General features: G+C 64.7%; 36 protein-coding genes. 1 reads left to right on the forward strand and 35 read right to left on the reverse strand.

All coding sequences use genetic code 11. The features are described 5' to 3' along the window. Positions 1 to 172: 172 nt before the first annotated feature. The 5 genes from L2Y94_RS16645 to L2Y94_RS16665 form a co-directional block, all read right to left on the reverse strand. Positions 173 to 1,000 carry a DUF1684 domain-containing protein gene (locus L2Y94_RS16645; RefSeq protein ID WP_247369535.1) on the reverse strand — a complete coding sequence of 276 codons (828 nt, stop codon included), beginning with the start codon at positions 998 to 1,000 and terminating at the stop codon, positions 173 to 175. A gap of 66 nt (positions 1,001 to 1,066) precedes the next feature. Then, positions 1,067 to 2,893, reverse strand: a complete 1,827-nt coding sequence (gene mutL / locus L2Y94_RS16650; RefSeq protein WP_247369538.1) for a DNA mismatch repair endonuclease MutL — start codon at positions 2,891 to 2,893, stop codon at positions 1,067 to 1,069. Between the two features lie 146 nt (positions 2,894 to 3,039). Further along, the gene (locus L2Y94_RS16655) at positions 3,040 to 4,602 is read right to left on the reverse strand and encodes an N-acetylmuramoyl-L-alanine amidase (protein ID WP_425602410.1); all 1,563 of its coding nucleotides are present in this window, start codon (positions 4,600 to 4,602) and stop codon (positions 3,040 to 3,042) included. Positions 4,603 to 4,743: 141 nt separating this feature from the next. Further along, positions 4,744 to 5,193, reverse strand: coding sequence for a tRNA (adenosine(37)-N6)-threonylcarbamoyltransferase complex ATPase subunit type 1 TsaE (gene tsaE, locus L2Y94_RS16660; RefSeq protein WP_247369557.1), 450 nt, complete (start codon positions 5,191 to 5,193; stop codon positions 4,744 to 4,746). 4 nt (positions 5,194 to 5,197) lie between these two features. Then, positions 5,198 to 6,667 carry an NAD(P)H-hydrate dehydratase gene (locus L2Y94_RS16665; protein ID WP_247369560.1) on the reverse strand — a complete coding sequence of 490 codons (1,470 nt, stop codon included), beginning with the start codon at positions 6,665 to 6,667 and terminating at the stop codon, positions 5,198 to 5,200. 35 nt (positions 6,668 to 6,702) lie between these two features. Here L2Y94_RS16665 and queG point away from each other — a divergent pair, with 35 nt between their 5' ends. Continuing rightward, on the forward strand, positions 6,703 to 7,776 hold the full coding sequence (gene queG / locus L2Y94_RS16670; protein ID WP_247369563.1) for a tRNA epoxyqueuosine(34) reductase QueG: 1,074 nt from the start codon (positions 6,703 to 6,705) through the stop codon (positions 7,774 to 7,776). 97 nt (positions 7,777 to 7,873) lie between these two features. Here the strand turns inward: queG and L2Y94_RS16675 are convergent, their stop codons facing one another. The 30 genes from L2Y94_RS16675 to tuf all read right to left on the reverse strand — a co-directional run bounded on the left by L2Y94_RS16675 (position 7,874) and on the right by tuf (position 25,553). Then, positions 7,874 to 9,244, reverse strand: coding sequence for a class II 3-deoxy-7-phosphoheptulonate synthase (locus tag L2Y94_RS16675; RefSeq protein WP_247369566.1), 1,371 nt, complete (start codon positions 9,242 to 9,244; stop codon positions 7,874 to 7,876). 42 nt (positions 9,245 to 9,286) lie between these two features. After that, positions 9,287 to 9,787: a disulfide bond formation protein B gene (locus L2Y94_RS16680; protein WP_247369569.1), complete on the reverse strand. Its 501-nt coding sequence runs from the start codon at positions 9,785 to 9,787 to the stop codon at positions 9,287 to 9,289. Positions 9,788 to 10,131: 344 nt separating this feature from the next. Next, a complete protein-coding gene (gene rplQ, locus L2Y94_RS16685; protein ID WP_144916976.1) occupies positions 10,132 to 10,518 on the reverse strand; it encodes a 50S ribosomal protein L17 in 387 nt (128 codons plus the stop codon). Positions 10,519 to 10,725: 207 nt separating this feature from the next. Next, complete coding sequence (locus L2Y94_RS16690; protein WP_046967234.1) at positions 10,726 to 11,724, reverse strand: DNA-directed RNA polymerase subunit alpha; 999 nt, start codon at positions 11,722 to 11,724, stop codon at positions 10,726 to 10,728. Between the two features lie 16 nt (positions 11,725 to 11,740). After that, complete coding sequence (gene rpsD, locus L2Y94_RS16695) at positions 11,741 to 12,367, reverse strand: 30S ribosomal protein S4 (protein WP_029213873.1); 627 nt, start codon at positions 12,365 to 12,367, stop codon at positions 11,741 to 11,743. A gap of 11 nt (positions 12,368 to 12,378) precedes the next feature. Next, positions 12,379 to 12,765 (reverse strand): 30S ribosomal protein S11, encoded by a 387-nt coding sequence (gene rpsK, locus L2Y94_RS16700; protein ID WP_007513384.1) that lies wholly within the window; start codon positions 12,763 to 12,765, stop codon positions 12,379 to 12,381. Positions 12,766 to 12,777: 12 nt separating this feature from the next. Then, positions 12,778 to 13,134, reverse strand: coding sequence for a 30S ribosomal protein S13 (rpsM, locus tag L2Y94_RS16705; RefSeq protein WP_144916975.1), 357 nt, complete (start codon positions 13,132 to 13,134; stop codon positions 12,778 to 12,780). Between the two features lie 123 nt (positions 13,135 to 13,257). Beyond that, positions 13,258 to 14,583 carry a preprotein translocase subunit SecY gene (gene secY / locus L2Y94_RS16710; protein ID WP_247369572.1) on the reverse strand — a complete coding sequence of 442 codons (1,326 nt, stop codon included), beginning with the start codon at positions 14,581 to 14,583 and terminating at the stop codon, positions 13,258 to 13,260. A gap of 5 nt (positions 14,584 to 14,588) precedes the next feature. Beyond that, positions 14,589 to 15,026, reverse strand: a complete 438-nt coding sequence (rplO, locus tag L2Y94_RS16715; protein WP_247375301.1) for a 50S ribosomal protein L15 — start codon at positions 15,024 to 15,026, stop codon at positions 14,589 to 14,591. Then, positions 15,026 to 15,223 (reverse strand): 50S ribosomal protein L30, encoded by a 198-nt coding sequence (rpmD, locus tag L2Y94_RS16720; protein WP_144916972.1) that lies wholly within the window; start codon positions 15,221 to 15,223, stop codon positions 15,026 to 15,028. Before rpmD ends, rplO begins: the two co-directional genes overlap by 1 nt. Continuing rightward, positions 15,216 to 15,725: a 30S ribosomal protein S5 gene (rpsE, locus tag L2Y94_RS16725; protein WP_144916971.1), complete on the reverse strand. Its 510-nt coding sequence runs from the start codon at positions 15,723 to 15,725 to the stop codon at positions 15,216 to 15,218. Before rpsE ends, rpmD begins: the two co-directional genes overlap by 8 nt. 120 nt (positions 15,726 to 15,845) lie before the next feature. Next, positions 15,846 to 16,196: a 50S ribosomal protein L18 gene (rplR, locus tag L2Y94_RS16730; RefSeq protein ID WP_144916970.1), complete on the reverse strand. Its 351-nt coding sequence runs from the start codon at positions 16,194 to 16,196 to the stop codon at positions 15,846 to 15,848. Between the two features lie 30 nt (positions 16,197 to 16,226). Next, the gene (rplF, locus tag L2Y94_RS16735) at positions 16,227 to 16,754 is read right to left on the reverse strand and encodes a 50S ribosomal protein L6 (protein ID WP_144916969.1); all 528 of its coding nucleotides are present in this window, start codon (positions 16,752 to 16,754) and stop codon (positions 16,227 to 16,229) included. A gap of 11 nt (positions 16,755 to 16,765) precedes the next feature. Next, complete coding sequence (gene rpsH / locus L2Y94_RS16740) at positions 16,766 to 17,161, reverse strand: 30S ribosomal protein S8 (protein WP_144917013.1); 396 nt, start codon at positions 17,159 to 17,161, stop codon at positions 16,766 to 16,768. A gap of 175 nt (positions 17,162 to 17,336) precedes the next feature. Continuing rightward, on the reverse strand, positions 17,337 to 17,642 hold the full coding sequence (gene rpsN, locus L2Y94_RS16745) for a 30S ribosomal protein S14 (protein ID WP_144916968.1): 306 nt from the start codon (positions 17,640 to 17,642) through the stop codon (positions 17,337 to 17,339). 20 nt (positions 17,643 to 17,662) lie between these two features. Continuing rightward, positions 17,663 to 18,202 carry a 50S ribosomal protein L5 gene (rplE, locus tag L2Y94_RS16750; RefSeq protein WP_045831134.1) on the reverse strand — a complete coding sequence of 180 codons (540 nt, stop codon included), beginning with the start codon at positions 18,200 to 18,202 and terminating at the stop codon, positions 17,663 to 17,665. A gap of 12 nt (positions 18,203 to 18,214) precedes the next feature. Further along, the gene (rplX, locus tag L2Y94_RS16755; protein ID WP_144916966.1) at positions 18,215 to 18,526 is read right to left on the reverse strand and encodes a 50S ribosomal protein L24; all 312 of its coding nucleotides are present in this window, start codon (positions 18,524 to 18,526) and stop codon (positions 18,215 to 18,217) included. Between the two features lie 14 nt (positions 18,527 to 18,540). After that, complete coding sequence (gene rplN / locus L2Y94_RS16760) at positions 18,541 to 18,909, reverse strand: 50S ribosomal protein L14 (RefSeq protein WP_144916965.1); 369 nt, start codon at positions 18,907 to 18,909, stop codon at positions 18,541 to 18,543. Between the two features lie 13 nt (positions 18,910 to 18,922). Continuing rightward, positions 18,923 to 19,183, reverse strand: a complete 261-nt coding sequence (gene rpsQ / locus L2Y94_RS16765; protein ID WP_144916964.1) for a 30S ribosomal protein S17 — start codon at positions 19,181 to 19,183, stop codon at positions 18,923 to 18,925. Positions 19,184 to 19,194: 11 nt separating this feature from the next. Next, positions 19,195 to 19,380, reverse strand: coding sequence for a 50S ribosomal protein L29 (gene rpmC, locus L2Y94_RS16770; RefSeq protein WP_144916963.1), 186 nt, complete (start codon positions 19,378 to 19,380; stop codon positions 19,195 to 19,197). Continuing rightward, a complete protein-coding gene (gene rplP / locus L2Y94_RS16775) occupies positions 19,380 to 19,793 on the reverse strand; it encodes a 50S ribosomal protein L16 (protein ID WP_144916962.1) in 414 nt (137 codons plus the stop codon). The genes rpmC and rplP overlap by 1 nt, the downstream gene beginning before the upstream one ends. Positions 19,794 to 19,805: 12 nt before the next feature. After that, entirely contained in the window at positions 19,806 to 20,537 is a 732-nt protein-coding gene (gene rpsC / locus L2Y94_RS16780; protein WP_144916961.1) for a 30S ribosomal protein S3, read from the reverse strand. Positions 20,538 to 20,552: 15 nt separating this feature from the next. Next, positions 20,553 to 20,888: a 50S ribosomal protein L22 gene (gene rplV / locus L2Y94_RS16785; RefSeq protein ID WP_144916960.1), complete on the reverse strand. Its 336-nt coding sequence runs from the start codon at positions 20,886 to 20,888 to the stop codon at positions 20,553 to 20,555. Next, positions 20,888 to 21,160 (reverse strand): 30S ribosomal protein S19, encoded by a 273-nt coding sequence (gene rpsS, locus L2Y94_RS16790; RefSeq protein WP_029213892.1) that lies wholly within the window; start codon positions 21,158 to 21,160, stop codon positions 20,888 to 20,890. The genes rplV and rpsS overlap by 1 nt, the downstream gene beginning before the upstream one ends. Before the next feature lie 12 nt (positions 21,161 to 21,172). Beyond that, the gene (gene rplB / locus L2Y94_RS16795; protein WP_144916959.1) at positions 21,173 to 21,994 is read right to left on the reverse strand and encodes a 50S ribosomal protein L2; all 822 of its coding nucleotides are present in this window, start codon (positions 21,992 to 21,994) and stop codon (positions 21,173 to 21,175) included. 18 nt (positions 21,995 to 22,012) lie between these two features. Beyond that, positions 22,013 to 22,306, reverse strand: coding sequence for a 50S ribosomal protein L23 (rplW, locus tag L2Y94_RS16800; RefSeq protein ID WP_144916958.1), 294 nt, complete (start codon positions 22,304 to 22,306; stop codon positions 22,013 to 22,015). Next, complete coding sequence (rplD, locus tag L2Y94_RS16805) at positions 22,303 to 22,905, reverse strand: 50S ribosomal protein L4 (protein ID WP_144916957.1); 603 nt, start codon at positions 22,903 to 22,905, stop codon at positions 22,303 to 22,305. The genes rplW and rplD overlap by 4 nt, the downstream gene beginning before the upstream one ends. A gap of 11 nt (positions 22,906 to 22,916) precedes the next feature. Next, positions 22,917 to 23,558 carry a 50S ribosomal protein L3 gene (rplC, locus tag L2Y94_RS16810; protein WP_089978135.1) on the reverse strand — a complete coding sequence of 214 codons (642 nt, stop codon included), beginning with the start codon at positions 23,556 to 23,558 and terminating at the stop codon, positions 22,917 to 22,919. Positions 23,559 to 23,578: 20 nt separating this feature from the next. Further along, positions 23,579 to 23,890 carry a 30S ribosomal protein S10 gene (gene rpsJ / locus L2Y94_RS16815; protein WP_014402136.1) on the reverse strand — a complete coding sequence of 104 codons (312 nt, stop codon included), beginning with the start codon at positions 23,888 to 23,890 and terminating at the stop codon, positions 23,579 to 23,581. Between the two features lie 472 nt (positions 23,891 to 24,362). Then, positions 24,363 to 25,553, reverse strand: a complete 1,191-nt coding sequence (gene tuf / locus L2Y94_RS16820; RefSeq protein ID WP_247369575.1) for an elongation factor Tu — start codon at positions 25,551 to 25,553, stop codon at positions 24,363 to 24,365.

Genomic DNA, 25,553 nt, shown 5'->3' on the forward strand with positions numbered 1-25,553 from the left:
AAGGGGTGGGAGCGGACCCTGTCCGCGAACCCTCGACGTCGCTAAGGCGAATGAGGCCGTGCATGGCAACCCGCGAGCGGTAAAACGCTCGCCCGATGGCTGCAAAGCCCCCTTCGCGCGATGAGGTCCCGCGAGGGTTCGCTCCCACCCATCGGCCGCCTTGGGTGGCGCGTCAGTGCGATCCGCCGCGGTAGTTCAGCTCGCCCGCCTCCACCCGCACGTCCAGCCGGTTCTCCGGCGGCGCGAGCTGGCACGTGGCATACGGCGTGAACGAACAAGGCGGATTACGCGCCTCGTTGAAATCGAGCACGAGCTTGCCGTCGACCGGTAACCCCGTATCGAGGAAGCGGCCCGCGCCATAGGTTTCCTTGCCGCCGGTCAAATCGCCGAACACGAAGAACAAGGCGTCCGGCGTCTCGTGATAGGGGTACAGCTCGAAGGTGCGGCCGTCGCGCGTGAACACGGCCTTGCCCGGCACGCGCTCCTTCTCGATGGTGCCGATGGCCGTGCCCAGTTCGAGCTCGTAGGGTGGATCGAAAGGCACCCAATCGGCCGTCACGCGCCATGACGCGTCGGTCGGAAAGTAATCCAGTCCCCTGAAATTCAACCGCGTATCGGCCTGCGAATCCTTCACGCGGATGGCCTTGCGACCGTCGCGCAGGATGACGAACAACTGTGCCGTGCCGAAGCGAACCTCGGTGGAACGCCGGCCCGGGGCATCGTCGGACAGCGTCGCTTGCTGCCGTTTTTCGCCGTCGACGAGCGCTTCGACACCCGGCGCGAACGCGATGGTGGTGACGCCATCCGCAGCGAGCGTGATCGTGCCCAGATGATCGGGACCCGCCTGCAACACGATGTCGTTGTCGTCGGCGCGACCGATGCGGTTGGCGCCCTCGCGCAACCAGTCGAAGCCGACGAGGCTCAGCCAACCGCCAGGCGCGGTGAGCAGGTCGAGGCGATGGGCACGGGCTTTCGCCACATCGTTTTCATGAGAAGTCATCGAAGATCCCAATCCGTCATGCGAAGAACACGCATCCCGCGAAGCGGGCCTACGTCGAGTGAAGCATCAACGACCGCGCAGGAACAGCTTGTCCAGCTCACCCAGCGACAACTGCACCCAGGTCGGGCGTCCGTGGTTGCACTGCCCCGAACGCTCGGTGGCCTCCATCTCGCGAAGCAACGCGTTCATCTCCGGGATGCCGAGCCGGCGACCCGCACGCACGGAACCATGGCAGGCCATCGTCGAGAGCAGTTCGTTCTCCAGTTCTTCCAGCCGTCGCGAGCTGCCGTGCTGCGCCAGCTCGCCCAGCACGTCGCGCGTGAGCTGCGTCACGTCGGCCCCTTCGAGCAACGACGGAATGCGGCGCACCACCACGCCCGACGGGCCACTACGCGACAACTCGAGCCCCCAGTCGGCCAGCGCATCGGCATGCTCTTCCGCCGCCGCGGCTTCTTTCGCGCTCACCGCCACGTTCAACGGCACCAGCAGCATCTGCGAGCGCAGGTTGGCGGTCACGCGGCCGTTCTTGAGTTTTTCGTAGGTGATGCGCTCGTGCGCGGCGTGCATGTCGACCAGCACGAGGCCATGTTCGTTCTCGGCGAGCACGTAGATGTTCTTCAGCTGCGCGATGGCGTAGCCCAGCGGTGGCACGTCGCCCGTCTCGTTCAGCGGCGCCGGCAAGGGTCTCGGCGCGGACGCTGCCGAAGAGCCGCCGCCGAACAGCGTGGCGTAGTCGGCAAGCGGTTCGTCGCGCACGCCGAGGCTCAGGCGCGGCTGGCTGGCGAACGACGGCCATGCGGGCATCGCCTGCGGCGCGGACAGGCGTGACGGCATGCCGGTGGCGGATGCCGCCGCCGGCACGGACACCTCTTCGCCCGACGCCGCCGTCGCGCCGGCACGCGTCTGCGCGAGGGCTTCATGCAGCGTGCGGAACAGGAAATCGTGGATGAGGCGTTGCTCGCGAAAACGCACTTCGCTCTTGGCCGGATGCACGTTCACGTCCACGCCGGCGGGATCGAGCCGGAGGAACAGCACGAACACCGGGTGCCGCCCGTGGAACAGCACGTCGGAGTAAGCCTGGCGCACCGCATGGGCCACGATGCGATCGCGCACCAGGCGACCGTTGACGTAAAAGTACTGCTGATCGGCCTGCGCACGCGAGGCGGTGGGCATGCCTACCCAGCCGGACAGGCTCAATCCGGCCGCCTCGTGCTCCACGCGCAACGCCTGGCCCGGGAATTCCGGCCCGAGCACTTCGGCCACGCGGGCCAGCGCGGCATTCTCGTCGCGCGCCGGCTTGAGCAGCCGCACCGGCTTGCCGTTGTGGGTAAGGCGGATGTCCACGCCCTCGCGCGCCAGCGCCAACGACTTGAGCAGGTCGTCGATATGGGCGAATTCCGTGCGTTCGGCACGGAGGAACTTGCGTCGCGCGGGCACGTTGTAGAAGAGGTCACGCACCTCGATGGTCGTGCCCTGCGGATGCTGCGCGGGGCGAGCCTCCTGCAGACGACCGCCGTCGACCTCGATGCGCCAGGCGGCATCCTCGCCGGCATGCCGCGAGGTCAGCGAGAAACGCGCCACCGACGACACCGAGGCCAGCGCCTCGCCACGGAAACCCATGCTCGCCACGCGCTCGAGATCGTCGAAGCTGCCGATCTTGCTGGTGGCGTGCGACGCCACCGCGAGCGCCAGCTCGTCGCGCGGTATCCCGCCCCCGTCGTCGCGCACGCGGATCAGCCGGGTACCGCCCTGCTCGATGTCCACCTCGATGCGACGCGCGCCGGCGTCGATGCTGTTTTCGACGAGCTCCTTCACCACCGAGGCGGGACGCTCGATCACTTCGCCGGCCGCGATCTGGTTGATCAGCTCGGGCGGAAGGACGCGGATGGGCATGAGGGCGGGACCTTACGGGCTTGCAAGGCCGAAAGGATAGCCCATGGGTGCCGCGGCCGCTTCCATCGCGGACAGGGTGGGTGAGTTGGCTACCGAAGGGTGGGAGCGGACCCTGTCCGCGATGGAAGCGGGAACGACGATCCTGCTCAGCCCGACGGAATCACCATCACCGATCCGATGCGGACGTTGTTGTCCGTCATCTTGTTGGCCATCTTCAGCGCGCCCACCGACACCCCGTACTGCTGGGCGATACCGGTCAGCGTTTCGCCGCGGCTCACCCGGTGCAGGTCGCGCACGTCCTCGTCTGCCCGGCCCTTGCGCGTCGGCGTATCGGCCTTGGCGACGGTCTTCTTGGTCACCGCCTTCACCGCGGTGGACGCCACGGCACCGGCATCGGCGACGACGGGCGCGGCAGGTGCGGGCGACGTGACGCTTGCCACGGAGGTGCCGTTACGCCGCGCGGCCTGCGCCGCGAACCATGTCCCCGGCGGCGGCATGGATTCGAAGTAATTGCGCACGCCGCCCAGCACGGCCGACGCCAGCTCCTGCCGATGCGCCGGGTTGCGCAGGCGCGTCTCCTCGCTGGGATTGGTGATGAACGCCGTTTCCACCAGGATCGAGGGAACGTCGGGCGAACGCAGCACCACGAAGTTCGCGCGCTCGACGTAGCCGCGGTGCGTCGGACCCAGGCGGCCCAGCGCCTTGAGCACGTTGCCGGCGATGGATTCGCTGGCCTGCATGGCGTAGCCCTGCTGAAGGTCGAGCAGCACGGCGGCCAGCGAATCGTCCTTGTCGTCCAACGACACGCCGCCGACGAGGTCGGCCCGGTTCTCGCGATCGGCCAGCCAGCGGGCGGCCTCGGACGTCTTGCCGCGCGGCGAGAGCACCCAGACCGAGGAGCCCTTGGCGTCGCTGTTCTTGAAGGCGTCGGCGTGGATCGAGACGAACATGTCCGCGTTGTGCTCGCGGGCGATCTGGTAGCGGCGCTTGAGCGGGATGAAGTAGTCGCCGGTGCGGGTCAGGAAAGCCTGCATGCCCGGCTGGCGGTTGATCTGGTCGGCCAGCTCGCGGGCCACCTGGAGGGTGACGTCCTTCTCTCGCAGGCCCGTCGCGCCTCGCGCGCCCGGATCCTCGCCGCCGTGGCCGGCGTCGATCGCCACGATCACCTTTCGCTCGCCCGTGAGGGCGGCCGGCAAGGGCTTGCCCCGGGCCGGCGTGGCACCGACCGGTTTGGAGGGGGCGGCCGGTGCGGCCGCGACGGCGGACGCATCCTCGTCATCGGGCGCATTGTCGCCCGGGTCGGTCTGGCCGCCGGGATACAGATCGAGCACGAGGCGATAACCGTAGTCGCCCGCGGGCTTCAGCAGGAAGCTCTTCGGCTTGGCCTGGGCATCGACGCGCGCGGTCATCCGCGCCGTATTGCCCTGCCTGCCGGCGGACATCGACTTGAACAGGCCCTGCCCGCCCGGCGGCGCGAATTCGCCGGCCACCGCGCTGCCCGCGATGTCGAGCACGATGGTGCCGGGCACGTCGCCCTGGGACATCTTGTAGGTGGCCGGTCCGGACAGGTCGAACACCACGCGGGTGTATTCGGGGCCGGCCCAGACACGGGCGGCCTTCACGTCGGCCGCCGACGCGGCGGCAGGGGCCAGCATCGCGACGGCGGTCACGCACGCAAGGAGGCCGAGTTTGTTAGTGATTCCCCTCATACGGCCGGATTGAACTGCATGCGCCATAGGATTGCAAGATTTTTTCCCTTGCTAATCCATGACCTGCAAATACTTCGTCAACGACCGTACAGGAATGTGTGGCAACCGATGACGAAAATCGGCAAGGAAGCACGACGGATATCAGCCGAGGGCCGCCACGAGTCGCCGCCCTACGTCGGACCGAGGCTCCATCGCCACCGTCCGGCCTTGTGCCTCGTGACGGAAGCGAAGCTCGAGATCGACGGGAGGCAAGGCGCCGACCCCACGCTCGGGCCACTCCACGAGTACGATCGCCCCCGGTTCGGCCAGGCTGTCCAGCCCGAGCCATTCCAGTTCGCCGGGGTCGGCGATGCGATAGAGGTCGAGATGGAAGGCACGGCGCGAGCCGATGTCGTAGCCCTCGACGAGGCTATAGGTGGGGCTCTTCACCCGTTCGCCGACGCCCAGCGCCTTCAGGAAGGCGCGGGCGAAGGTCGTCTTGCCGGCGCCGAGGTTGCCGTGCAGGTAGGCCACGAGCCCACCGGGCAAGGCGGCGGCTAGGCGCTGGCCGAACGCGATGGTGGCGGCCTCGTCGGCGAGGTGATGTTCCATGCGTTCAGCCCTCCAGCCCATTGACCAGTCGACGCAGCGGATCGAGCAGGTCGCCCGCGAGGAGTCCACGCTCGCCGCCTCGCGCCGCGACGTCCGCCGCGCGGGCATGCAGCCCTACGCCCAGGCAGGCCGCCTCGTAGGTGTCGCATCCCTGCGCGAGCAGGCCGGCGACGATGCCGGTCAGCGTGTCGCCCATGCCGCCGCTGGCCATGCCCGGATTGCCCCACGGGCAGACGGATACCCGGCCGTCGGGCGTGGCGATGAGGCTGCCGTTGCCCTTGAGCACCACCGTGGCGGCGAAGCGACGAGCCAGTTCGCGGGCCGCGGCGAAGCGATCGGCTTGCACGTCCTTCGTCGACATGCCGAGAAGCCGGCCGGCTTCACCGGGGTGCGGGGTGATGACCAGCTTCGCCGGAAGACGTCGCGGCTCGGCATGCAACAGGTTGAGGCCGTCGGCATCGAGTACCGTCGGCAGGTCGGCATCGAGCGCCGTGGTCCACAAGGCGTGGCCCCAGGCTCCCTGGCCGAGGCCCGGCCCGATGGCGAGCACCGAGGCCCTGTCGATCATGGGAGCGAGCGCCTGCGGCCCGTTGACCCCGTGCGCCATCAGTTCCGGGCGCGCGGCGTTCATCGCCGGCACGTTGTCATCACGGGTGGCGACGCTGACCAGGCCCGCGCCAGTCCGCAGGGCCGCCTCGGCGGCCATGCGAGAGGCGCCGCCCATGCCATGGTCGCCACCGATCACCAGCACGTGACCGTTGGCGCCCTTGTGCGAATCGCGCGGACGACGCGGCAAGGACGAAGGCCGGAGCAGCAGCGCATCGGGCGGCTCACGCATCCCGTCGGGCACGCCGAGGTCGAACAGTTCGATATCGCCGGCCAGCTCCGCCTGATGCGTATGCAGGCCGCGTTTGCGGACGATGAAGGTGGCGGTCGCCGTGGCGCGAACGACCGCGCCAGGGGCGGCGCCGGTGTCGGCCGACAGGCCGGAAGGCACATCCAGGGCCAGCACCGGGAGGCCGGCCGCATCGATCGCCTCGATGGCCGCCTTCGCCTCCCCCTCCGGCGCGCGATTGAGGCCTGTGCCGAAGATCGCGTCGACGACGACATCGGCGGTGTCCAAGACCTCTCCCCACGGGAGAACCCGACCGCCCTGCGTCTCGAAGGCGCCACGGGCTCGCTCCGCATCGCTCCCGGCGCGCGGCGCTCCCAGCGCGAACAACTGCACCGCAAGGCCCGCCGCCAGCGCGTCGCGTCCGACGAGATAGCCGTCGCCACCGTTGTTGCCGGTGCCGCAGACGATCCGCAGACGCGCGGCATCCGGCCAGCGACGGCGCAGCATGGCGAATGCCGCCGCCGCGGCACGGGTCATGAGTTCGAAACCGGGAATGCCGGCTTCATCCATGGCCCGCCGGTCGATGGCGCGGGCCTGCTCGGATGTGAAGAGGGCGATGTCGATGGAGGGCGCGGTCATCGGACGATTATAGGAGTCACCGGTAAAATGGACGCATGCCCGCCCCCACCGACATCGACTACGCCGCGCTCGCCCTGGACATCAAGCGCTGGGCGCGCGAGCTCGGCTTCGCCGACGTCGGCATCGCCGGCACCGAACTGGGCGATGACGAGGCGTATCTCGAACGCTGGCTGGCCGACGGCCACCACGGCGAGATGGACTACATGGCCCGTCATGGCACGCGACGCAGTCGCCCGGCGGAGCTCGAGCCGGGCACCCTGCGCGTGGTATCCGTCCGCATGGACTACATCCCACCCGGCACGGCCAACGCCTGGAACGTGATCCACGACAGCGATAAGGCCTACATCGCCCGCTACGCGCTGGGACGCGATTACCACAAGCTGATGCGCCATCGCTTGCAGAAGCTGGCCGCGCGGATCACCGATCGCATCGGCGATTTCTCTTACCGCGCGTACGTCGACTCCGCTCCCGTGCTGGAAAAGGCCCTGGCCCGCAACGCGGGGCTCGGCTGGATCGGCAAGCACACGGTCGTCATCAACAAACGCGCGGGCTCGTATTTCTTCCTCGGGGAGCTGTACACCGACCTGCCCCTGCCGGTGGACGAGCCGGCCAGCGCGCATTGCGGCAGTTGCCGTCGCTGCATCGACATCTGTCCGACGCAAGCGATCGTCGCGCCCTACCGGCTGGATGCGCGCAAATGCATTTCCTATCTCACCATCGAGCTCAAGGGCAGCATTCCCGAAGAACTGCGCGCGCCGATGGGCAACCGGGTATTCGGCTGCGACGATTGCCAGCTGATCTGTCCCTGGAACAAGTTCGCGCAGGATGCGACCGAACCCGATTTCGCGCCGCGGCACAGCCTCGACGGGCCGAAGCTCGTCGAGTTGTTCGCGTGGAGCGAGGAGCAATTCCTTTCACGTACCGAAGGCATGGCGATTCGGCGGACGGGATACGAAGGCTGGCTGCGCAACCTTGCCGTGGGGCTGGGCAATGCGCCGACCTCGACCGAAGTCGTCGATGCGCTTCGCGCCCGGGCCGATCACCCGTCGGCCCTGGTGCGCGAGCACGTCGCGTGGGCCTTGTCGCGTCACGGTTCCCGTCAGCCCTAATCGCGGACAGGGGCCGCTCCCACCCTCGGGTAGTGAGCTTCCTACCGAAGGGTGGGAGCGGACCCTGTCCGCGATTCCTGCGAAGCGAACGCGTGATTTACCCCATGCCGTTCGACTTGCGCGTGATCAACATCGCCAGTTCCAGCGACTGCTCATAGTTCAGGCGCGGATCGACCATCGACTTGTACGCCCGGTCGAGATCCTGCTCCACCAACCCGCGAGCGCCGCCCAGGCACTCGGTAACGTTCTCACCGGTAAGCTCCAGATGCACACCGCCCAGGCGCGTACCCGCGGCCGCATGGATGTCGAACGCCTGGTCGAGCTCGCCCGAGATGTTGGCGAATCGACGCGTCTTGTAGCCGTTGCTGGTGCTCTCGGTATTGCCATGCATGGGATCGGCCACCCACAACACGCGACGACCCTCGCGCTTCACCGCCTCGAGCAACGGCTGCAGGCGCGTACCGATCTTGTCGTTGCCCATGCGATGGATCAACGTGAGACGACCCGGCTCTTCGTCGGGATTGAGCACGTCGATGAGGCGCAGCAGGTCGTCCGGCTCGACCGTCGGCCCCACCTTTACCGCGATGGGGTTGCGGATCCCACGGAAGTATTCCGTATGCGCGCCATCGAGTGCGGCGGTGCGCATGCCGATCCACGGAAAATGCGTCGACAGGTTGAACCAGCCGTCCTGGCGCGGAACCCGGCGGGTCAGCGCCTCTTCGTAATGCAGCAACAGGGCCTCGTGCGAGGTGTAGAAATCCACGCGCGAATAAGAGATGGATTCGCCACCCAGCGTCTCCATGAAGCGCAACGAGTCGCCGATGCTGGCTACCATGCGCTTGTACTCGGCCGCCAGCGGCGAATGATCCACCCAGGCCAGATCCCAGTACTCGGGATGGTGCAGGTCGGCGAAACCACCGTCGATGAGCGCACGAACGAAGTTCATGGTCATCGCCGAACGCGCGTGCGCCTTGATGAGGCGACGCGGGTCGGCGCGACGCGCCTCGGGGGTGAATTCGGGGCTGTTGACCAGATCGCCGCGGAACGCGGGCAACGTCACGCCGTCACGCGTCTCCGCGTCGGCCGAACGCGGCTTGGCATACTGGCCGGCAAAGCGGCCCACGCGAAGCACCGGCTTCTTCAGGCCGTGAACGAGCACCAGGCTCATCTGCAACAGCACCTTCAGGCGGTTGGAAATGATGGGGCTGGTGCAGTCGGCGAAGCTTTCGGCGCAGTCGCCGCCCTGGAGCAGGAAACGCTCGCCGGCCTGGGCTTCGGCGATGGACTGCTTGAGCTTCAGGATCTCCCAGGACGTGACCAGCGGCGGCAACTCGCCCAATTGCGCGAGCGCGTCGGCGAGTTCGGCGGCGTCCTCATACATCGGCTGTTGAAGGGCGGTCCTCGACCGCCACGTACCCGGCGCCCAGTCGAGGGACGGGGAGGCTACGGTTTTGAGGTTGTGCTGCATGACGGCGGTGCCTGAGTGAATGCGCCTGTGGCGCGGGGGAAATCAGCGAACGGTACGGCGGACGGCCAGCAAGGCCCAAACGATGAGAGCCACGAACCAGAGCAACGTCCACGCGGGCATGGGAAGACCGAGAATCGGCTCGACCTTGGCACACTCACCCGAACCGGTGAAGGCGAGCTTGAGCATCTTCATGAAGGGAAAGGCGTCGAACAGATAGCCCAACCCGGGACCGCAGGCGGGGATCTGGTCGGCGGGCAGGCTCTGCAGCCATAGATGACGGCCGGCGGTGGCGATACCCCACACCCCGCCCAGCGTGACCAACACGGCGTAGACCGCACGCGTGCCCGTCTTGCGTGGACCGTGGAGTCCGCCGATGAGAAAGAAAAGCCCCATCACGCACACCGCGATGCGCTGGAAGATGCACAGCGGGCACGGGTCCAGGTGCATGACGTATTGCGCATAGAGCGCAAAACCCATCAGCGCCACGCAAACGAGGAAACCGGCGAGATAGCGTGTGCGAAACGACCAGGTGCGTGGATTCATGGGGCGCTTGTTGCGTTGCGGGACACCCACGTTAACGCTTTGTGCACTTACTTGCCAGCGTGCCCCGAAGTTTCGTCTGCAACCATGTCGATGAATTGCAACGAAATTTGTTGGATCACCACGGATATCCGACTCACGGACGATTCGTGACGGCGCCTTCTTGCATCCATCGACAGCGCAGTCTCCTGCCGGAGCACGTAAACGAACCCTGATCGCGATCGGGATCGCATCGCCCGGCGGACGGCCACCCCCAGCATGGACGCACCGCGTCGCCAGAGCGCCCAAAAGAAAAACCCCGGCAGGTTGCCCCGCCAGGGTTGGATCTCACTTGAAACCGCTGCCGCTTATTCGGCGTCGACGGCCTCGGTCTTCTCCGGACGATCCACAAGCTCGACGTAAGCCATCGGAGCGTTGTCACCCGGACGGAAGCCGCACTTGAGGATGCGCAGGTAGCCACCGGGACGCTCGCGGTAGCGGGGACCCAGTTCGACGAAGAGCTTGCCCACGGCCTGCTTATCGCGCAGGCGGGAGAACGCGAGACGGCGATTGGCAACGCCATCGTTCTTCGCGAGCGTGATGAGCGGCTCGGCGACGCGACGGAGTTCCTTGGCCTTGGGAAGGGTGGTGCGAATCAGCTCGTGCTTGATCAGCGACGACGCCATGTTCTTGAACATGGCTTCGCGGTGGCTGCTCGTACGGTTGAGCTTGCGACCGGATTTCTGGTGGCGCATGGCGATTACTCTCTATGTCTGTTGTTATGAAAAGCCGGTCAGGATGAGCGACTTCCCGCGGTTACCCGCTATTCGAGGCTGTCAAAACGCCTCGTTATAAGAGCACGGCCTCTGTGGACCGCTTCGAACCTCCAGCGGAAATGCACGATGCATCCGCTGGCCTCGCAAAGGATCGGGGCGATCGAAAACCGATCGCCCCGTCATACATCAGCCCAACTGCATGCCGTGGGACAAACCCGGCGGCGGCCAGTTTTCGAGCTTCATGCCGAGGGCGAGACCACGCCCACCCAGCACATCCTTGATTTCCGTCAGCGACTTCTTGCCGAGGTTCGGCGTCTTGAGCAGCTCGACTTCGGTCTTCTGAACCAGATCGCCGATGTAGTAGATGCTCTCCGCCTTCAGGCAGTTCGCCGAACGGACGGTCAACTCGAGATCGTCGATCGGGCGCAGCAGGAGCGGATCGAAACCGCCCTTTTCCGCCTTGGTGGAATCGCTCTCGCGACGCGAGAAATCACCGAACACCGACAGTTGGTCGTTGATGATTTCCGCTGCCTTGCGCACGGCGTCTTCCGCACCGATCGTGCCGTTCGTTTCGATATCCAGCACGAGCTTGTCGAGGTTGGTGCGCTGCTCGACACGAGCCGCGTCCACTTCGTAAGCCACGCGCAGGACCGGCGCAAACGACGCGTCGAGCTGCAGACGGCCGATCGGACGGGTTTCGTCGTCCGGATGCTGGCGCGCGCTGGCCGGCTGGTAGCCGACGCCGCGACGCACCTTCAAACGCATGTTCAGGGCCACGTCCTTGGTGAGGTGGCAGATCACATGCTCGGGATTGACGATTTCGACGGAGTGGTCGACCGCGATGTCGCCGGCGGTGACCACGCCCTTACCCTTCTTGGACAGCGTCAGGGTGACTTCGTCACCGCTGTGCTGGCGAATGGCAACGTCCTTCAGGTTGAGCAGGACTTCGATGACGTCTTCCTGCAGACCCTCAAGGGTGGTGTACTCGTGCAGCACGCCGTCGATTTCGACTTCGACGATCGCGCTACCCGGAATCGAAGAGAGCAGCACGCGACGCAGCGCGTTGCCCAGGGTGTGACCGAAGCCACGCTCGAGCGGCTCGACCACCACCTTCGCGCGGTTCGCTCCAAGCTGCTCGACGCTGAGGCCACGAGGCCGCAGCACACTAGTAGACGATACTGCCATGCAAGGCTCCGGTGGATTACTTCGAGTAAAGCTCGACAATCAGGGCTTCATTGATATCGGCCGGCAGATCACCACGATCCGGAACGGCCTTGAACGTGCCCGCGAACTTCTTGCTGTCGACTTCGACCCACGACGGACGGAGGTCCATGGTGTCGTAGATGGTCGCAGCTTCCTGAACACGCAGCTGGGTACGGGCCTTCTCGGTCAGGGACACTTCGTCGCCCGGACGGACGTGGTACGACGGAACGTTGACCTTCTTGCCGTTCACCGTCACGGACTTGTGAGCCACGAGCTGACGGGCCTGGGCGCGGGTGACCGCGAAACCCATGCGATAGACGACATTGTCGAGACGGCTTTCCAGCAGGCGAAGCAGGTTTTCACCCGTGTTGCCCTTCTGGGTCGAAGCCTTGGTGTAGTAGTTGCTGAACTGACGCTCAAGCACGCCGTAAATGCGCTTGACCTTCTGCTTCTCACGCAGCTGCACGGCGTAGTCGGACAGACGGGCGCGCTTGTTGGCGCCATGCTGGCCGGGCTTGTTTTCGAGCTTGCACTTGGAATCAAGCGCGCGAGCCGGGCTCTTCAGACCGAGGTCGGCACCTTCACGACGCGCCAGCTTGCAGGTAGCTCCACGATAACGGGCCATGGTTATGCTCCTTAGACGCGACGCTTCTTGGGGGGACGGCAGCCGTTATGCGGAATCGGCGTGACGTCGATAATGTTGAGCACTTTGTAGCCCAACGCATTCAGAGAACGCACGGCCGACTCGCGGCCCGGGCCGGGGCCCTTGATGCGAACTTCCACGGTCTTCACACCGTAGTCGCCGGCAGCGCGGCCAGCCTTTTCGGCGGCAACCTGGGCAGCGAACGGGGTCGACTTACGGGAACCGCGGAAGCCCGCGCCGCCCGCCGTCGCCCACGACAGGGCGTTGCCCTGGCGATCGGTGATCGTGACGATGGTGTTGTTGAAAGAAGCCTGCACGTGGGCCACGGCATCCGTGACAACGCGCTTGATCTTCTTCTTGGTCTTAACCGGCTTAGCCATGTTCGGTATCCGTTACTTCTTGATCGGACGACGCGGACCCTTGCGGGTACGGGCGTTGGTACGCGTGCGCTGGCCGCGCACCGGCAGGCCGCGACGATGACGCAGGCCACGATAGCAACCGAGGTCCATCAGGCGCTTCACCGCCATACCGATCTCGCGGCGGAGGTCGCCCTCGACGGTGTACTTGGCGATCTCGGCACGAATCTTCTCGACTTCGCCCTCGCTCAGCGACTTGATCTGGGTGGTGGGAACCACGCCAGCGTCGACACAGACCTTCTTCGCCCGCGAACGGCCGATTCCATAAATGCTCTGCAGGCCAACCCAGACATGCTTCTGGACCGGCAAATTGACACCCGCGATGCGCGCCATGATGTACTGTCTCCGATGTGCTTCGTGCGCGGTAAACGCGCAATTCTAACCTGATTTAACCTAAACGGGAAGCCCTGCGGCGCTGGGCGCCAAGGCCTACCCTACTTGGATCTCCGCCGCGTCTCAGCTACGACGGAGATTGGACTTCTTGAGCAGACTCTCGTACTGGTGGCTCATGAGATGGGCCTGAACCTGGGCGATGAAGTCCATCACCACCACCACCACGATCAGCAGCGAAGTGCCGCCGAAATAGAACGGGACGTGCCAGGCGTTCTGCATGAACGTGGGCACCAGGCAGACCAACACGATGTAGACCGCGCCGACACCCGTGAGACGGGTCATGACGCCATCGATGTAGTCCGCCGTGGAGCGACCCGGACGGATGCCCGGAATCAACGCACCCGAACGCTTGAGGTTATCGGCCGTTTCTTGCGAGTTGAACACGATCGCCGTATAGAAGAAGGCGAACCCGATCACCAGCACCGCGAACACGATGTCGTGGATCGGCTCACCCGGGCTCAGCGCCGTGGTCAGCCACTGCAACCAGCGTGACTGACTGGCGGAACCGAACCAGGTAGCGGCCGTGGCGGGGAAGAGCAGCAAGCTGGTCGCGAAGATCGGCGGAATGACGCCCGCCATGTTGATCTTCAACGGCAGGTGCGACACCTGACGCTGCTGAAACTGGCGTTGGCCGCCCTGCTTCGCGTAGTTCACGGTGATGCGCCTTTGGGCACGCTCCATGAACACCACGAATGCCGTCACCGCGAACACCGTCACCAGGACGAGCAGCAAAGGCAGCGGGTTCAGCTGACCCGTCGCGGCAAGCTGGGCCGTATGAGCCACCGCTGCCGGAAGGCCGGCGACGATACCGGCGAAGATCAGCATCGAGATACCGTTGCCGATGCCGCGCTCGGTGATCTGCTCACCCAGCCACATCAGGAACATCGTGCCAGCCGTGAGACCGACCACCGACGCCATGATGAAACCCGCACCCGGCATGTAGACCACCGGGTTACCGCCCTGCGCGACCTGCTTCTGCAGAGCCACCGCGATACCGAACGCCTGGAACGCCGCCAGGCCCACCGTACCGAAGCGCGTGTACATGGTCATCTTGCGACGACCCGACTCGCCCTCCTTACGGAGCGCCATCAGCGATGGCACCACCGACCCCATCATCTGCACCACGATCGATGCGGAGATGTAAGGCACCACACCGAGCGCGAACACCGAAAAGCGGGACAGCGAGCCGCCCGAGAACATGTTGACCATGTTCAGCAGACCACCACCGCCCTCGACCAGGCTCGTCATCGCCTCGGGATTCACGCCCGGCACGGGAATGAACGAACCCAGGCGGAAGACGATCAGCGCACCGATGAGAAACAGGATGCGCTGACGCAGTTCCGTCAGTTTGCCCAGCGAGCCGAGCTTGTTGCCCTGCGCTCCAGCCACGAGGCTTACTCCACGCTGCCGCCGGCGGCTTCGATGGCGGCCTTGGCACCGGCCGTCGCGAGCACACCCTGCAGCTTGATGGCGCGGTTGATTTCGCCCTTGAGCACGACCTTCACTTTCTTGGCGCGGCTCGAAACGAGGCCGGCGGCGTGCAGCGCGATCAGGTCGATCGTGTCACCCTGGACGGAAGCCAGCTTGTAGAGCATGACCTGCTCGGTATCCGCCTTCTTGAGCGAGCGGAAACCGACCTTCGGCAGGCGACGCTGCAGCGGCATCTGACCGCCTTCGAAACCGACGCGATGCGTGTTGCCGGCGCGGGCGTGCTGACCCTTGTGGCCGCGGCCGGCCGTCTTGCCGAGGCCGGAACCGATACCGCGAGCGACGCGGGTACGGGTCTTGCGGGCGCCCTTGCCGGGCTTGATGTCGTTGAGACGCATGATGATTACTCCTCGACCCGGACCAGGTAGTAGACCGTGTTGATCAGGCCACGAACCTGCGGGGAATCCTTCAGTTCACGCACGTCGTTGAGCTTGTTCAGGCCCAGGGCCTTCACGCTCAGGCGATGGCGCCCCTGCACGCCGCGAAGGCCCTTGACCAGGCGCACGCGGACGGTACCGGCGGTTTCGGTGTTCTTAGCCATTGCCCAGCACCTCTTCGATGGTCTTGCCACGCTTGGCGGCAATGCGCTTCGGCGAGGCGACGGCCTGCAGACCCTTGATCGTCGCGCGGACGAGGTTGATCGGGTTGCGCGAACCGACGGCCTTCGCGAGAACGTTCTTCACGCCCACCACTTCGAGGACGGCGCGCATGGCACCGCCGGCGATGACGCCGGTACCCTCGGACGCGGGCTGCATGAAGACGCGGGCGGCACCGTGGTTGGCCTTGACGGCATACCACAACGTGCCATTGTTCAGTTCGATGTTCACCATGTTGCGGCGGGCGCGCTCCATGGCCTTGGAAATGGCGACCGGCACTTCACGGGCCTTGCCATAACCGAAACCGACGCGACCCTCGCCATCGCCGACCACGGTCAGCGCGGTGAAGCTCATCTGGCGGCCACCCTTGACGGTCTTGGCCACGCGGTTGACGGCGATCAGCTTTTCAAGCATGCCGTCCGAATTTTCGCGATCTGTCGAGGACATCTCTTTTCCTGATAGCCCGGGGATGCCGGGACTTCTGTTTACGGCTCGGTCGCCGCTTGGAGTTGTAGGTGGAGCAGGCGACGCCGGCCCGTGGGGACCGGCGCCGTGGCCTGACGCCTCTTAGAACTTGAGGCCGGCCTCACGAGCCGCTTCGGCAAGAGCCTTGATGCGACCGTGGTAACGGAAACCCGAGCGATCGAACGCGACGGACTCGACACCGGCGGCCTTGGCGCGCTCGGCGACGATGCGGCCGACGGTACCGGCGGCTTCGACGTTCTTCTTGCTCTTGAGGCCTTCAGCCACCGACTTCTGCACGGTCGAGGCGGAAGCCACGACGGTGCCGTTCGGCGCGAAGACCTGGGCGTACAGATGCTGACCGGTGCGATGCACGCTCAAGCGGTGGACACCGAGCTCACGGATGTGGGCGCGGGTCGACTTGGCGCGGCGCAGGCGGGATTCGTTCTTGTTCATCGTCTCGTCTCCAGGAAGCGGATAGGCCGATTAGGCCTTCTTGGCTTCCTTCAGGATGATCGTCTCGCCGGCATACCGGACACCCTTGCCCTTGTAGGGCTCCGGCGAACGGAACGCGCGGATCTTCGCGGCTACCTGGCCCACGAGCTGCTTGTCGGAACCCTTGATGAGGATTTCCGTCTGCGTCGGGGTTTCGATGGTGATGCCTTCCGGCGCCTCGAAAACGACCGGGTGCGAGAACCCGAGCGACAGGTTGACGGCCTTGCCCTGCATCTGCGCGCGGTAACCCACGCCGACCAGCTCGAGCTTCTTCTCGAAGCCGTTGGACACGCCGAGCACCATGTTGGCGACGATCGCGCGAGCGGTGCCGCCGAACTTGTCGTCGGCGCCTTCGGCGAGAACGATGGTGGCCACGCCGTTGTCCTGCGCGAACGTCACGCCCGGCAGTTCATGGGTGGTCAGGGTGCCCTTGGGGCCCTTGACGGAAACGGTGCCGTTGGCGACCGAGAGTTCGACACCCTTCGGCAGGGTGATGGGCTTCTTGGCTACACGTGACATATCGGGACTCCTTACGCCACCTGGCCAATGATTTCGCCACCCAGACCCTTCGAACGGGCCTGTGCGTCGGTCAGTAGACCGGCGGAGGTGGAGATGATCGAGATACCCAGGCCACCGAGGACCTTCGGCAGCTCGTCCTTGCCGCGGTAGACGCGGAGACCGGAGCGGCTGACGCGGGAAATGGATTCGATAGCCGGACGGCCTTCGAAATACTTCAGCTTGATTTCGAGAACCGGCTTGCCGTCTTCGTCGGCGACGCGGGCGTCGAGAATGTAGCCTTCGTTCTGGAGAAGCTTGGCGAGCGCCAGCTTCATCTTCGACGACGGAATACGAACAACCGCCTTGCCCGTGGCCTGGGCGTTACGGATGCGCGTAAACAGATCGGCGATGGGATCAGTCATGCTCATAAAAAAACCCTTGAGAGTGCACCGATATCCGAATGACCGGAAATCTTCAAATTGTAAAGCCGACAGACCGTCGGTCTGCATTGCGCAGACCGACGATCATATCAGGCTATGACGACCCGGACAAGTTCCGCCCAGGACGCCCCGCCCGGCCCTTCCGGGTCGAGCGGGTAGCTTTTTACCAGCTGGCCTTGCGCAGGCCCGGCACGTCGCCACGCATGGTGGCCTCGCGCAGCTTGTTACGGCCGAGGCCGAACTTGCTGTAAACGCCACGCGGACGACCGGTCAGGGCGCAACGATTGCGCTGACGGGACGGGCTGGCATCGCGCGGGAGCTTCTGCAGCTTGGTCTGGGCGTCCATCTTCTCGTCATACGAGGCGGTGGCACTCAGGACGATCGCCTTCAGTTCGGCGCGCTTGGCGGCGTACTTCTTGGCGAGCTTGGCGCGCTTGAGGTCGCGCTCGATCATCGAGGTCTTTGCCATGTTTTCTCTCTACCTGGCGATCAGTTGCGGAACGGGAAGCTGAAGGCTTCCAGCAACGCCTTGGCTTCTTCGTCGCTCTTCGCGGTCGTGGTGATGGAGATGTCCATACCACGCAGCGCGTCGACCTGGTCGAAGTCGATTTCCGGGAAGATGATCTGTTCCTTGATGCCGAAGTTGTAGTTACCGCGGCCATCGAAGGCACGACCCGAAACACCACGGAAGTCGCGCGTACGCGGCAGCGAGATGTTGATCAGGCGATCGAGGAATTCCCACATCTGGGCACGACGCAGCGTGACCTTGCAGCCGATCGGCCAACCGTCGCGGATCTTGAACGACGCGACCGAGACGCGAGCCTTGGTCGTGATCGGCTTCTGACCGGCGATCTTGGCCATGTCGGCCACGGCGTTCTCGAGGATCTTCTTGTTGCCGGCAGCCTCGCCCACGCCCATGTTCAGCGTGATCTTGGTAATGCGCGGCACTTCCATGACGTTCTGGTAACCGAAGCGCTCCGTGAGCTTCTTCATTACCGACTCTTTGTAAAACGTTTCAAGGCGGGTCATGACTTCGGTTCCTTACGCGTCGACGACTTCGCCCGAGACGAACACGCGCACCTTGCGCCCGTCCTCGAGCGTCTTGGTGGCCACGCGCTCGCCCTTGTTCTGGGCGGAGTTGAAGAGCTGGACGTTGGAAATATGGATCGCGGCTTCACGCTCAACGATACCGCCAGGCTGGTTGGCCTGCGGGTTCGGCTTCGTGTGACGCTTGATGACGTTGACGTTCGAGACGACCACGCGGTCGCCGTCGACACGCAGCACGTCACCGCGCTGACCCTTGTTTTTGCCGGTGATCACGACGACGTGATCACCCTTGCGGATACGGTTCATGGTCTGGCCTCCGCTCAGAGCACTTCGGGCGCGAGCGAGACGATCTTCATGAACTTCTCGCTGCGCAGCTCGCGGGTAACCGGCCCGAAGATACGGGTGCCGATCGGCTCGAGCTTGTTGTTGAGGAGCACGGCCGCGTTACCGTCGAAACGGATCAGCGAACCATCGGTGCGGCGCACACCCTTGGCGGTACGAACCACCACGGCGTTGTAGACCTCACCCTTCTTCACCTTGCCGCGAGGAATGGCGTCCTTGACGGTCACCTTGATGACATCGCCGATGCCGGCGTAACGGCGCTTGGAGCCGCCCAGCACCTTGATGCACATCAGTTCCTTCGCTCCGCTGTTGTCCGCTGCGGAAAGCGTGCTTTGCATCTGGATCATGGCTGCACCCTCCTCAGACTTCAGCGCGAGTGACGATCGCGACCACGCGGTGATGCTTGGTCTTCGACAGCGGACGGCATTCCGCGATGCGGACCACGTCGCCCTCGTTCGCACCGGTTTCATCGTGCGCGTGGAGCTTGGTGGAACGGCGGATGATCTTGCCGAGCAGCGGGTGCTGCACCTGGCGCTCGATCAAGACCGTGACCGTGTTGGTCATCTTGTTGCTGATGACGCGGCCCTCGAGGGTACGCGCCGCCTTCTGGTTATCGCTCATGTCAGCCACCCTTACTTCTTGCCGCCGAGCACGAACTTCGTGCGGGCGATGTCGCGCCGGACGCGGCGCAGCTGGTGCGGCTGAGTGAGCTGACCGGAGCCCTTCTGCATGCGCAGATTGAACTGCTCCTTGCGAAGGTCCAGCAGATGCTGCTTCAGCTCGTCCGCCGACTTCTCTTTGATTTCTTTGATGGCCATTACATCACCGCCCTGGACACGAACTGGGTCTGGACCGAGAGCTTGGCAGCGGCAAGGCGCATGGCCTCGCGTGCGGTCGCCTCGTCGACGCCTTCGATTTCATAAAGCATGCGGCCCGGCTGGATCAGAGCGACCCAGAACTCGACGCCACCCTTACCTGCACCCATTCGGACTTCGATGGGCTTACGGGTGATCGGCTTGTCCGGGAACACGCGGATCCACAACTTGCCGCCACGCTTCACGTAGCGCGTGATGCAACGACGTGCCGCTTCGATCTGGCGCGCGGTCAACTGACCGTGCGTCGTAGCCTTCAGGCCGTATTCGCCAAAGCTCACGAGGTTCGAGTTGAACGCCAGACCGTCGTTGCGGCCCTTAAACATCTTGCGGTACTTGGTACGCTTCGGTTGCAACATGGCACCGGCTCCTTACTTCGCAGCGCGATCACGATCGCGGCGGTTGTCACCACCCTCGCGACGCGACGACTGCTGAGGCTGCTGTTCTTCCTTCGACTCGGCCGTGGCGGCCGCCAGGTCGAAGATCTCGCCCTTGTAGACCCACACCTTCACGCCGATGATGCCGTACTGGGTCTTCGCTTCGGCGGTGCCGTAGTCGATGTCAGCACGCAGGGTGTGAAGCGGCACGCGACCTTCGCGGGCCCACTCGGAGCGCGCGATCTCGGCGCCGTTCAGACGGCCGGAGACGTTGATCTTGATACCCAGGGCGCCGAGGCGCATGGCGTTGCCGACCGAGCGCTTCATCGCCCGACGGAACATGATGCGACGCTCGAGCTGCTGCGCGATCGACTCGGCAACCAGCTGCGCATCGAGTTCCGGCTTGCGGACTTCGCTGACGTTGATGTGCGTCGGAACGCCCATCATGTCGGTGACTTCCTTGCGAAGCTTCTCGATATCCTCGCCCTTCTTGCCGATCACCACGCCCGGACGGGCGGTGTGGATCGTCACGCGGGCGGTCTTGGCCGGGCGCTCGATCTGGATCTTCGAGATACCGGCGGCGGCGAGCTTCTTGCGCAGCATCTCGCGGACCTTGAGGTCGGCAGCGAGGTACTGGGCATACTCACCCTTGTTGGCGTACCACTTCGAGTTCCAGTCCTTGGCAATGCCGAGGCGGATACCGGTGGGATGAACTTTGTGACCCATCGTCTCTTACCCCAGTCAGTTGCCCACAACCACAGTGATGTGGCTGGTGCGCTTCAGGATGCGCGAACCGCGGCCTTTGGCGCGGGCGTACATGCGCTTCATCGCCGGACCTTCGTCGACGAAGATGCGCGAGACCTTCAGCTCGTCGACGTCGGCGCCGAGGTTGTTCTCGGCGTTGGCGACGGCCGAGAGCAGCACCTTGCGAACAAGGTGGGCGGCCTTCTTGTTGGTATAGGCAAGCACGTCGCTCGCCCGGCCCACGGGCATGCCGCGGACCAGGTCGGCCACCAGGCGTGCCTTCTGCGCCGAGATGCGGGCGCTGCGCAGGATCGCTTTGGCTTCGGTGCTCATCACTTGCCCTTCTTGTCGCCGGCGTGGCCCTTGTAGGTGCGGGTCACCGCGAACTCGCCGAGCTTGTGCCCGACCATGTTCTCGTTGATGAGCACCGGCACGTGCTGGCGGCCGTTGTGGATGGCGATGGTCAGACCGACCATCTCCGGCAGGATCATCGAGCGACGCGACCAGGTCTTGATCGGACGCTTGTTGTTGGCGGAAACGGCGGCTTCCACCTTCTTTACGAGGTGCAGGTCAACGAACGGACCTTTCTTTAGAGAGCGCGGCATGATCGTTTCCTATTACTTGCGACGACGCACGATGAACTGCTGGGTGCGCTTGTTGTTGCGCGTCTTGTAACCCTTGGTCGGCGTGCCCCACGGGCTGACCGGATGACGGCCGCCGGAGGTACGGCCTTCACCACCGCCGTGCGGATGGTCGACCGGGTTCATGACGACGCCGCGGACGGTCGGACGGATGCCCTTCCAACGCTTCGCGCCGGCCTTGCCGAGCTTGCGCAGGCTGTGCTCCGAGTTACCGACTTCACCGATGGTGGCGCGGCACTCGACCGGCACGCGGCGCATTTCGCCGGAGCGCAGGCGGAGCGTGGCATAGCCCTGCTCGCGGGCGACCAGCTGGACCGAGGCGCCGGCGGAACGCGCGATCTGCGCACCCTTGCCCGGCTTCATCTCGATGCAGTGGATCGTCGAACCGACGGGGATCGAACGAAGCGGCAGGCAGTTGCCCGGCTTGATCGGCGAGTCGGAGCCCGACACGAGGCGGTCGCCCACCGCCACGCCCTTCGGCGCGATGATGTAGCGGCGCTCGCCGTCGGCGTAGCACAGCAGCGCGATGTGCGCGGTGCGGTTCGGATCGTATTCCAGACGCTCGACGACGGCAGCGATGCCCTCCTTGTCGCGCTTGAAATCGATGATGCGGTAAGCCTGCTTGTGACCGCCGCCGCGATGACGGGTGGTGATGCGACCAAAGTGGTTGCGACCGCCGGTCTTCTTCTGCGATTCGGTCAGGGGCGCGTACGGGGCGCCCTTGTGCAGACCTTCGGTCCGCACGCTGACTGCGTCGCGGCGGCCCGGGGAGGTCGGCTTGTGAGTGATCAGTGCCATCTCAATTCAACTCCTGGCTCAGGCCTTGGCCGACACGTCGATCGTGTGGCCGTCGGCGAGGCGCACGTAAGCCTTGCGCTTGCCCTGGCGATTGCCCTGGCGAAAGCGGAACGACTTGACCTTGCCCTTCGTGTTCACGAGGTTCACATCCACGACCTTGACGTCGAAGAGGTGTTCCACCGCTGCGCGGACGTCAGCCTTGGTCGCCTCGGGCGCCACGACGAAAACGTACTGGTTGTTCTCCGCCAGACGAGCCGCCTTCTCGGAGATATGCGGCGCGCGAAGCGTGTTGAGCGTGCGTTCGGTGCTCATGCGAGCCACTCCTCGACCTTCTTGACCGCGTCCACCGTCATGACGACGAAGTCGCTGCCGACCAGGCTGACCGGATTCAGGGCCAGCACGTCGACGACGTGGATGTACGGAATGTTGCGGGCGGACAGGTACAGCGCCTCGGTGGAGTCTTCCGACACCAGCAGCACGCGACCCTTGACTTCGAGCTCGGCGAGCTTGGCGATCATGCCCTTCGTGCTCGGCTTGTCGATCGAGAGCGCCGGGACCACCTTCAGGCGACCCTGACGGGTCAGCTCGGCGATGATCGAACGGATCGCGACGCGATAGGCCTTGCGGTTGACCTTCTGCTCGAAGCTACGCGGCTTGGCCGCGAACGTGACACCACCGCCGACGAAGATCGGGGCACGGTAGTCACCGTGGCGGGCGCCGCCGCCCTTCTGCTTCTTGAACTTCTTCGTGGTACCGGACAGTTCGCCGCGCGAAAGCTGCGCCTTGGTGCCGGCACGGCCGCCTGCCTGATAGGCAGTCACGACCTGGTGCACGAGGGCCTTCTTGTACTCACCGCCGAACACGTCGTCGGAAACGGTAAGCGACTGGGCGCCAATAACATTGAGTTCCATGGCGTCTCTCCTCAACCCTTGGTCGTCGGACGGATCACGACGTCACCGCCCGGCGCGCCCGGGACAGCGCCCTTGACTGCGATCAGGTGGCGCTCGGCGTCGACCTTGACAACTTCCAGGCCCTGCTGCGTGCGGTTGACCGCACCCATGTGGCCCGACATCTTCTTGCCAGGGAACACGCGACCCGGCGTCTGGCGCTGGCCGATCGAGCCCGGGGCGCGATGCGACAGCGAGTTACCGTGCGTGGCGTCGCCCATCTTGAAGTGGTGACGCTTGATGGTGCCCTGGAAGCCCTTGCCCTTCGACACGCCGGCGACGTCGACCGTCTGACCGACGGTGAACACGTCGTCCGCCTTGATCTCGGTGCCGATGGCGTACTTGCCCGCGTCTTCCGCGGACACGCGGAATTCCCACAGGCCACGACCCGGCTCAACCTTGGCGTTGGCGTAATGGCCCTTCAGCGGGGCCGTCAGGAGCGAGGCGCGCTTCGCGCCCGTCGTGACCTGCACGGCGCTGTAGCCGTCGTTTTCTTCGGTCTTCACCTGCGTCACGCGATTCGGGGTCGCTTCAATCAGCGTCACCGGAATCGAGCGGCCGTCTTCGGTGAAGAGCCGGCTCATGCCGCACTTGCGGCCAACCAGTCCGATACTCATCTTCGTATCCTTTAGTCCGCTCAGCCGAGCTTGATCTGGACGTCAACGCCAGCCGCAAGATCGAGCTTCATGAGCGCGTCCACGGTTTTGTCGTTGGGGTCGACGATGTCCAGAACGCGCTTGTGGGTACGAGTCTCGTACTGGTCGCGGGCATCTTTGTCGACGTGCGGCGACACCAGAATGGTGTAGCGCTCGATCTTGGTCGGCAGCGGAATCGGGCCGAGGACCGTGGCGCCGGTGCGCTTGGCCGTCTCGACGATTTCGCTGGCCGAACGGTCGATCAGACGATGATCGAACGCCTTGAGCCGGATGCGAATCTTTTGGTTCGCCATAAAACCGTGTCCTGTTATCGAAAGAACGTTCTTGTGATTCGAAGTGGCTTCTCGCCACTCCGCACAACCCATTTGTCACTTACAGGTACCGCAACGGGCCGCTCTGGAAGGCTGAATGCCCGCCCGAAACGACCCGAAAAAGCTAGGCAGGCCGCGTATACGACCTGCCCAGACAAAAAAGTATAGAGCGCACAAACAAATAGGTCAACAGAGCTTGCGCCCTGTGGCCTTGGCACCCTACCCGGCTTCCTTGCCTGCGAACTCGAAGCGCATTCCATGCACCTCATTTCGCGGTATTCGAAACTCTATAAAAGAGATTCGAGGGATATAGCCCGACGAGCATAACCCATCGACTGGGAAATTGGAAGCCTTTTGAGCAACGAACGCTGTCGCCCCGACTTTCCTGCTCAAGGCACAAAAAAAAGGCGGGGGCTGATGCCCCCGCCTCTCTCGGATACCTTGCGATACCCGATTACGCCGTGATCTTGGCAACCACGCCGGCGCCGACCGTACGGCCGCCTTCGCGGATCGCGAAGCGCAGGCCTTCGTCCATGGCGATCGGCTTCAGCAGGGTGACTTCCATCTTCACGTTGTCACCCGGCATCACCATCTCGACACCCGCCGGCAGCTTGCAGGCGCCGGTCACGTCCGTCGTACGGAAGTAGAACTGCGGGCGATAGTTGTTGAAGAACGGGGTGTGACGACCGCCCTCATCCTTCGACAGCACGTACACTTCGGCTTCGAACTGGGTGTGCGGCTTGATCGTGCCCGTCTTGGCCAGCACCTGGCCACGCTCGACGTCGTCACGCTTCAGACCGCGCAGCAGCAGACCGGCGTTGTCGCCCGCCTGACCCTGGTCGAGCAGCTTGCGGAACATCTCGACGCCCGTGACGACCGTCTTCTGCGTATCGCGCAGACCGACGACTTCGATTTCGTCACCGACCTTGATCACGCCACGCTCGATGCGACCGGTGACCACGGTACCGCGACCCGAGATCGAGAACACGTCCTCGACCGGCATCAGGAAGGTCTTGTCGACGTCGCGCTCCGGCGTCGGGATCCAGGTGTCGAGGGCGTCGACGAGGTTGATGATCGCCGGCACGCCGATCTCCGACTGGTCGCCTTCGAGCGCCAGGCGGGCCGAACCCTTGATGATCGGGGTATCGTCACCCGGGAACTCGTACTTCGACAGGAGTTCGCGGACTTCCATCTCGACGAGCTCCATGAGCTCGGCGTCGTCGACCATGTCGGCCTTGTTCAGGAACACCACGATGTACGGCACGCCGACCTGACGCGAGAGCAGGATGTGCTCACGGGTCTGCGGCATCGGGCCGTCGGCGGCCGAGCACACCAGGATCGCGCCGTCCATCTGGGCGGCACCGGTGATCATGTTCTTGACGTAGTCGGCGTGACCCGGGCAATCCACGTGGGCATAGTGACGGGTGGCCGATTCGTATTCGACGTGAGCGGTCGAGATCGTGATACCGCGCGCCTTCTCTTCGGGCGCCGCGTCGATCGCGTCGTAGCCCTTGAACTCGCCACCGAAGCGGTCAGCACCGACCTTGGTCAGCGCAGCCGTCAGCGTGGTCTTGCCGTGGTCGACGTGACCGATGGTGCCGACGTTGACGTGCGGCTTATTACGCTCGAACTTACCCTTTGCCAT

Origin of the sequence: Luteibacter aegosomatis, from assembly GCF_023078455.1 — a bacterium.
Classification (GTDB): domain Bacteria; phylum Pseudomonadota; class Gammaproteobacteria; order Xanthomonadales; family Rhodanobacteraceae; genus Luteibacter; species Luteibacter aegosomatis.